The organism is Levilactobacillus suantsaii, assembly GCF_004115745.1.
Taxonomy (GTDB): domain Bacteria; phylum Bacillota; class Bacilli; order Lactobacillales; family Lactobacillaceae; genus Levilactobacillus; species Levilactobacillus suantsaii.
This window is the reverse complement of record NZ_QXIL01000042.1, coordinates 1-6,268: the sequence shown is the minus strand read 5'-3', so window position 1 is coordinate 6,268 and position 6,268 is coordinate 1. Positions and strand designations below refer to the sequence as shown.

The 6,268-nt window shown below is 39.0% G+C and carries 6 protein-coding genes and 1 rRNA gene; 1 reads left to right on the top strand and 6 read right to left on the bottom strand.

Features of this window, described 5'->3' with window-relative positions; all coding sequences use genetic code 11:
* Positions 1-163 precede the first annotated feature (163 nt).
* From DXH47_RS11225 to DXH47_RS11210, 4 genes are all read right to left on the bottom strand, one after another.
* Positions 164-1,798, bottom strand: a complete 1,635-nt coding sequence (locus DXH47_RS11225) for an ATP-binding cassette domain-containing protein (RefSeq protein WP_129033398.1) — start codon at positions 1,796-1,798, stop codon at positions 164-166.
* Positions 1,776-2,378 carry an ATP-binding cassette domain-containing protein gene (locus DXH47_RS11220; RefSeq protein ID WP_170955022.1) on the bottom strand — a complete coding sequence of 201 codons (603 nt, stop codon included), beginning with the start codon at positions 2,376-2,378 and terminating at the stop codon, positions 1,776-1,778. Before DXH47_RS11220 ends, DXH47_RS11225 begins: the two co-directional genes overlap by 23 nt.
* A gap of 120 nt (positions 2,379-2,498) precedes the next feature.
* Positions 2,499-3,401, bottom strand: coding sequence for an ABC transporter transmembrane domain-containing protein (locus DXH47_RS11215; protein ID WP_129033396.1), 903 nt, complete (start codon positions 3,399-3,401; stop codon positions 2,499-2,501).
* Between the two features lie 18 nt (positions 3,402-3,419).
* A complete protein-coding gene (locus tag DXH47_RS11210) occupies positions 3,420-3,608 on the bottom strand; it encodes a ThiF family adenylyltransferase (RefSeq protein ID WP_129033395.1) in 189 nt (62 codons plus the stop codon).
* Positions 3,609-3,966: 358 nt separating this feature from the next.
* Here DXH47_RS11210 and DXH47_RS12125 point away from each other — a divergent pair, with 358 nt between their 5' ends.
* Positions 3,967-4,293 (top strand): helix-turn-helix domain-containing protein, encoded by a 327-nt coding sequence (locus tag DXH47_RS12125; protein ID WP_129033394.1) that lies wholly within the window; start codon positions 3,967-3,969, stop codon positions 4,291-4,293.
* Positions 4,294-4,609: 316 nt separating this feature from the next.
* On the opposite strand, the gene DXH47_RS11195 is transcribed toward DXH47_RS12125, so the two are convergent.
* Together DXH47_RS11195 and rrf are read right to left on the bottom strand one after the other, a co-directional pair.
* Positions 4,610-5,899, bottom strand: coding sequence for a cation:dicarboxylate symporter family transporter (locus tag DXH47_RS11195; RefSeq protein ID WP_129033393.1), 1,290 nt, complete (start codon positions 5,897-5,899; stop codon positions 4,610-4,612).
* A 257-nt stretch (positions 5,900-6,156) separates the two neighbouring features.
* Positions 6,157-6,268: ribosomal RNA gene (gene rrf, locus DXH47_RS11190) — 5S ribosomal RNA — on the bottom strand; the annotation flags it as partial.

Sequence of the window (6,268 nt, the reverse complement as noted above, 5' to 3'; positions counted from 1 at the left end):
ACATCATGTCTCACATTGAAAACCTCCTAAAGTCAATGTGATTCATAATATCAAAAAATGTAGGAAAACCGACATTTTTACGCCGTCATTTTCCTACATTTTATAACCGCCATGCACAGATGTGATATAAGCTATCAAATAATAGTTTATATCACATAACTTCCTATTCTTTTGTTAACGTTCCATTCTCGATTCTGTAATGAACCATGTAGTCTCTAACATCTTCCAAACGATGTGTAATTATAATCATTGAAACATCAAGCTTTGCCAATTCATCTAAAAGCTCTTTTGTAGAATCACTGTCAAGGTTCGCTGTTGGCTCATCTAGGATCAATAGCGAGCTATTGGCCACTAATGCTCTGGCCAGCCCTATCTTCTGCAATTGTCCTGCCGATACATCTACTGCTCCATCTTCCTCAGTTTGCGAGATAAAAGTATTTTCATGATCAATTAAAGTCTCAACAAATTTCTTCAAACCAACCTCACTTAAAATACGATTAAAATCACTTGTGTTTATCTTTCTTCCTAGCAGAATGTTTTCTTTTAATGAGGTACTGAATAATTGTACCTTTTGTGGAACCAAAGTAATTTTCCCACTAACTCCACTCGTTAATCCACTGCCATCACTTAAAATAATTTTCCCCTGTGTTGGCCGTAGTAGTCCAATAAGTAAGTTAATAAAAGTGCTTTTCCCAGCCCCACTTGGTCCAGTCAAAACAATCTTATCAGGATTTTCCAAGTTCATCCTAAAGTTAATGTTCTGCAGAATTGGTCTTGAACTCCCCTGATAGGTAAAAGAGACGTTTTCTAAACTTAGCATCTTCATCTGTGCCCTATCTCGTTTATCATCAATGTAGACTCTTTCCTGACGCCAATACTTTGATATTCTATCCACAGAAACACGACCATTTATTACTTGTCCGTAATATATAGGCATTGAGTAGAAAATCCACATTAAGCTACCATTTAGGATAGAAAAGCCCATAAATTGCCCCAAGCTAAGCTTTCCATACGCTACAAAGACCAGGCTAACAACCATAATCGTAACGTCAAAAATGAACCCTATACCCAGGCTGAGACTCGCCATTTGGGATCTCCTCCGATAATTATCTAGTACACTTTCGGAGAACTTATGATAAGTCTTGTTAAACATTCGTAATATTGGTTCTTGGGCTTGGAAAATGCGAATTACCATCTTCGTTTTTAAAATCTGCAACATTAATGTTTGAATTCGATCCTGATCTCCTTGTCTATGCTCTTGGGTTGTTCGTACAACACCTTCTGCCAACTTCGGAATTAGTATGGAGCTTGTTCCCAAAGCCAAAATGATACCAGTTAGCAATGGCGATGTAAAAATTCCGAATAATACAGCAGCCAAAAAGGATATCAATCCCACAAACAATTCCACAATTGTTTCTCCCATCATTTTTCCAACAGCTCCAGCATCTGAATTATTTAAAGATAGCCACTGGCCTTCCAATAATTCTTCATCCGAGTATCTCGGAAATTTAATAGTTGATCTAATTGTTGTAAAAATAATATTCTGTTCAGCAATGAGTGTTAACATTTTCTCTTTGTACGCAATGTATTTTTTTAAAACACCAATTAGTATACTTAAAACCAACAAAAATATAGCAATTTTTAAGAAGTCACTATTTCCTTTTTGTGCACTGATAACTAAGTTATTCAATTTGTACGCAAGAAAAAACTCTGCGATTGCAACAATAACTCCAGCAATCCCCAGTAATAAAAAATTAATCGGGGAAAGCACGGTTCTATAAAAGTTTCTTTTCTCCATACGCTTTCCCTCCTAATGCAAAGAAACAATCCTCTTTTTTAACTAAATTGAATGTATGCGTTATGATGATAAATCCAATATCTTTATTTAGTTTTCTAAGAGTATTCATGAGCTTTACTTGATTACTTTCATCAATATCTGAAAAAGGCTCATCCATCAGTATTAGATTTTGACTGGTTAATAAGGCTCGTGCAATTGCTATTCTCCTTAGCTCACCTGGTGAGAATATACTTGGGTCTGATATAAAAGTATCCAGTCCATTATCCAAATTTGAGACAATTTCTGCTGCCCCTGATTCTTCCAATGCCCGATACACTATTTCATCAGACATTGGTTCACTGAAAGTTAAATTATTTCTAAGTGTGTCACTATAGAGATCAACATTTTGGGGAACAAAGGCAGCTAATCCCTGGAGTGAATCGTATTTTCCTTTGGCAGTGGTTATACTAATTTCTCCACTTTGAGGCTTTATTTCTCCAAACATTAGCTTAAACAGTGTAGACTTTCCCGCACCATTTTCTCCAACAACAAACGTTATTCTTTGCGGATCAATTGATCCCGACAGATTATCTAAAACCAATCTATCTTTATCTTCATACTTAAACTTTATTCTGGAAATTTCAATACGTTCAACTATCTCATTTTTCCAGCCATCATTAGGACTAGTATTTTGAGTCTTGCTAATTGACCCACTAATCCTCTAAATTGATGATTTTTGATTAACAAGGAAGGACAACGTAATTGGCAAAGCTAAAAATGAATCAAAAACGGATCCAATGCCAGCATTCCAAACGCCAACCATACTCCCATAATTTATTTCACCAACCTTAACTAGCCAAAGGCCTAATCCTAATGAAACTATTTCTATCACATATATACCACCACTCATTATTCCAATATTAGATGCTCCAGCTTTGCTATACTTAACAAACCACAGCTGTTTTTTAGAAAATAATGTGTAGTTTCGCGAATTAGTCCAGTCATCTAATTGAAAGATTTTTAGAATCGGAAGATTTTTAAATATTTCAGTAAGAAACCCTTTTTGTTTATCATCAGCTGTTTGATACTCTTTCCTATTTATGAGACTCTGATTATAAAAATAATACGCACTGCAAAACAGCACGACTCCCATAAGTAGGTAAATGCTCCCAAGTATTCTTGATACGATAAAGATATAACACAAGCCAAACAACAAAGTCGTACAAAAGTCTATAAGTGGTACAATCCCACTTTCTAAGAAGTCAGATACGTTTTGAACATCCAAACTAACCAAATTAATGAACTTTCCAAAACTAGAATTTGATTTTCTATCATTCAATTCTTTATGGATCAGTCTTTCTGAAATTTCCTGACTAGTTCGTTGATGCACTCTAGTAAATATTATTGAAGTTCCATAATAGATAACTGCATATGCAATTGATCCAGAAATTAAAACAACTAATATTCCCCACAACCTCTTAGAATTTCTGTTAAGAGCATAGCCTATGCCAACTTGCAGCATTAATGAAACAAATAGATTAAAGTTGTTTAAGAGTAGTTTCCCCAAAATCAGCCCACTAACTTCGCGCCATTTTATTAATCTGTTTCCACTAATGCCGATCATGGTACCCCTCCTTGGAATCTACTTTTTTGTGTGATCTACATCAGCCTCTTTGTAGAAAATCTGTCTTGTAATATTGCTTGCTTCTACAATATCCCCATCAATCATTCTGATAGTTCCAACACTTACAGCGGCAGCCATGCTGTGATAAAGGAACCAATTGCACCCGCGTTTTTTTTGCAAGTCATCTAGACTAATAGCTGTTTTCATAAGAATCTATCTCTTTTTTAGGTGATGTGCTATCGTTGGAGCGAGTGTATCACTAACCAAATTCAAATCAATAAATAACCTAATTTCAATTTCGCGAAAAACAAATATCTTCTTGAATCATTGAGGTTCCTCTATCACGGTTCCTTTAGTGTCCGAAAAAACATTGTTATTGGATAGACTGCAAATTCAGAATGTCTATTTATTAGTTTTATCAAGGCCAACACCAATGCGAGTTTTGGGCACAAGTCTTTAAATTCCAACGACGAATTTACAATTGAAGTGCAACACGTAATTGAATAAAAAGACCCATAGCGGGTACAATCACTTAACAACCACGAAAAGCAAAGAAGTACGCGCTATGAGCTATCATCATTTTATTATATCTGAACGAGAAAGTATTCTAGAATTTTCTGCAAAAGGTATGACAATTCGAGCAATAGCCTTATGGCTAAAACGTTCACCTAGATCTGTTTCACGTGAGATGAATTGGTTACCAGGACGTTGCTCTTCGTCCAAATCCCAAAAGAATTATCGTGCTAAAAGGTGTCATAGTTATAAACCACGAATACTTGATCAAAAATCAATCTTATGTCAAAAAGTCATCGAGTTAATCGAGGAACATCAATGGTCTCCTGAGCAAATCGCAAAACGAATGGTACTAGAAAATTACGGACACATTAGTTAAACACCATTTACCGACACATTGAACACCATAATCTCAATCTACTGGCCAGATCCTTATTCACCAAAACAGCGAGGAACTAACGAAAATACTAATGGCCTAATTCGAGAGTACTTCCCTAAAAATCAAAGCTTAATTTTACAGACTGTGGAAGAAGTAAAACGCTGTCAGTAGAAAATAAACCATCGCCCTAAAAGAGTTCCTGGGTATCATACGCCAGCGGAGATTTTATTCGATAAAGTGTTGCTCTTGGTTTGACAATTCGTCGCCCAAAATAAAACAGGACCCGCAATGGCAGATCCTGTCGGCAGACAACGGCTTAGGCTGTCTTCTTATTGGCCCGAATATCGGCCAGATAATTTTGACTCTTTTCTTCACTAAATTCGTGTTCCGACTTGGCAATGACCACCGTGGCTAAGGAGTTCCCTACCACGTTGACAGCGGTCCGCCCCATGTCAACTAACCGGTCGATTCCGGCAATGAAGGTCAACCCACTCATTGGGACTCCAATCGTGGAGATAGTGGCCAACAGGACCACAAAGGACGCCCCGGGAACCCCGGCCATCCCCTTACTGGTAATCATCAAGACCACTAATAAGGTAATCTGTTGTCCCAGACTCAAATCAATATGGTAGGCCTGAGCTAAGAACAAGGCTGCTAAGGATTGATAAATAGCCGAGCCATCCAGGTTAAAGGTATACCCGGTGGGAATCACAAAGGAGACAATCCCCTGACTGACCCCGAACTTGTCCATCTTATCAATCAACCGTGGTAACGTGGCTTCAGAACTCGCCGTCGAAAAGGCCAAGATGGCTTCATCTTTAATGACCGACAGTAAATCCCATAACCGGAACTTGAAGAGCTTGGCGACCAGGCCCATGAAAACTAAAATGAAGATGACCATCGTCGCGTAAGCCAGCAAGATAAAGTAACCTAACGGCGCCAAGGCCGACAGTCCCATTTGCGCAACCGTGACCCCAATCAATGCACAAACCCCGATTGGAGCAGTGTGCATGACCCAGTTAGTGACCCGGAACATCACTTGGGAAACGGCATCCAAGAAATCAACGATCACTTTTCCTTGCTTACCAATGGCAGCCGTCCCTAGTCCGAAGAAGACGGAAAAGAAGATAACCGGCATCATGTCACCATCAGATAACGACTTGAAGAAGTTCGTGGGAATGATGCCCATCAACGTCGACCAGATGCCCGTGCTCTTGGCTGACTTGGCCGTGGACACGTACTGGCTGATGTCAGTACTATGTAATTGATGAATATCGATGAAGGTCCCCGGATGGAAGACATTCCCAATCAGGAGCCCTAAGGCGATGGCAATCGTGGTCATGATTTCGAAGTACAGGAGGGTCTTCCCGCCGACCCGACCTAATTGTTTGATGTCACCCATGTTCGCGATTCCGACCGTCAAACAGGACACCACGATTGGTAGCACAATCATTTGAATCAAGCCGATGAACATGTTCCCGATGTTCTGCATGGCGGTAATGGCCATTTTATTCTCGTAGAAAATGACCCCTAAAATAATTCCTAAGACTAACCCAATTAAAATTTGCCAGCCTAAACTAAGCCGGTAACTGCGGTACCTTTTCATTATCTTCACCCATTCTCACATAGTCTAATTGTTTTTTTAGATTTCATAGCACCCCATAATCATAGCACAAGCTAGGCTTCACGACGCACTACACGAAGGTAAAACTTGAATTTCTTCATTATATTTCGTTATTCACGTGTCCTACTGTCTGCTATGGCCAGCGATTTTATCTGAAATTGGGCCTCACCACCAGTTCTGCTCAGGTTAAAATTCAAAGTTATACAAAAAAAGGAACCCTGCTGGGTTCCTATAACATTGCGTGGCAACGTCCTATTCTCGCAGGGGGCGATCCCCCAACTACTATTGGCGTGCTGAAGCTTAACTTCCGTGTTCGGCATGGGAACGGGTGTATCCTTCAGGCTATCGCCA